The organism is Mycoplasma sp. 744 (assembly GCF_034863305.1).
Lineage (GTDB): Bacteria > Bacillota_I > Bacilli_A > Mycoplasmatales > Metamycoplasmataceae > Mycoplasmopsis.
In genome coordinates, this window is record NZ_JAYFFF010000010.1 from 1 (window position 1) to 1,066 (window position 1,066).

The 1,066-nt window shown below is 47.1% G+C and carries 1 rRNA gene; it reads right to left on the reverse strand.

The window, feature by feature from the left end:
• Positions 1-21 precede the first annotated feature (21 nt).
• Positions 22-1,066, reverse strand: a 16S ribosomal RNA gene (locus tag VBM87_RS02905); the annotation flags it as partial.

A 1,066-nucleotide genomic window follows, 5' to 3' on the forward strand; every position in this document is an offset into this window, starting at 1 on the left:
TTAGGTTTTTGTACTCCGTAGAAAGGAGGTGATCCATCCCCACGTTCTCGTAGGGATACCTTGTTACGACTTAACCCCAGTCACCAGTCCTGCCTTAGGCAGTTTGTATAATAAACCGACTTCGGGCATTACCAGCTCCCATGGTTTGACGGGCGGTGTGTACAAGACCCGAGAACGTATTCACCGTAGCGTAGCTGATCTACGATTACTAGCGATTCCGACTTCATGTAGTCGAGTTGCAGACTACAATCCGAACTGAGATCGGTTTTTTGAGGTTTGCTCCCTGTCACCAGTTTGCTTCTCTTTGTACCGACCATTGTAGCACGTGTGTTGCCCCACTCGTAAGAGGCATGATGATTTGACGTCGTCCCCACCTTCCTCCCAATTACTCGGGCAGTCTCCTTAGAGTGCTCAACTTAATGTTAGTAACTAAGGACAAGGGTTGCGCTCGTTGCAGGACTTAACCGAACATCTCACGACACGAGCTGACGACAACCATGCACCATCTGTCATTCTGTTAACCTCTACTATATCTCTATAGCTTTGCAGAAGATGTCAAGAGTGGGTAAGGTTCTACGCGTATCTTCAAATTAAACCACATGCTCCACCGCTTGTGCGGATCCCCGTCAATTCCTTTAAGTTTTATTCTTGCGAACGTACTACTCAGGCGGATCATTTAATGCGTTAGCTGCGTCGATGAATTCTCCATCAACTAATGATCATCGTTTAGGGCGTGGACTACCAGGGTATCTAATCCTGTTTGCTCCCCACGCTTTCGTCTCTCAGTGTCAGTATATGTCCAGTTAGCTGCCTTCGCCATATTGGTGTTCTTCCTTATATCTACGCATTCCACCGCTTCACAAGGAATTCCGCTAACCTCTACATAACTCTAGTATGATAGTATCTAACGCGATTTGGGGTTGAGCCCCAAATTTTGACGCCAGACTTAACAAACAACCTACAGACGCTTTACGCCCAATAATTCCGGATAACGCTTGCGACCTATGTATTACCGCGGCTGCTGGCACATAGTTAGCCGTCGCTTTCTAATAAGGTACCGTCAAGG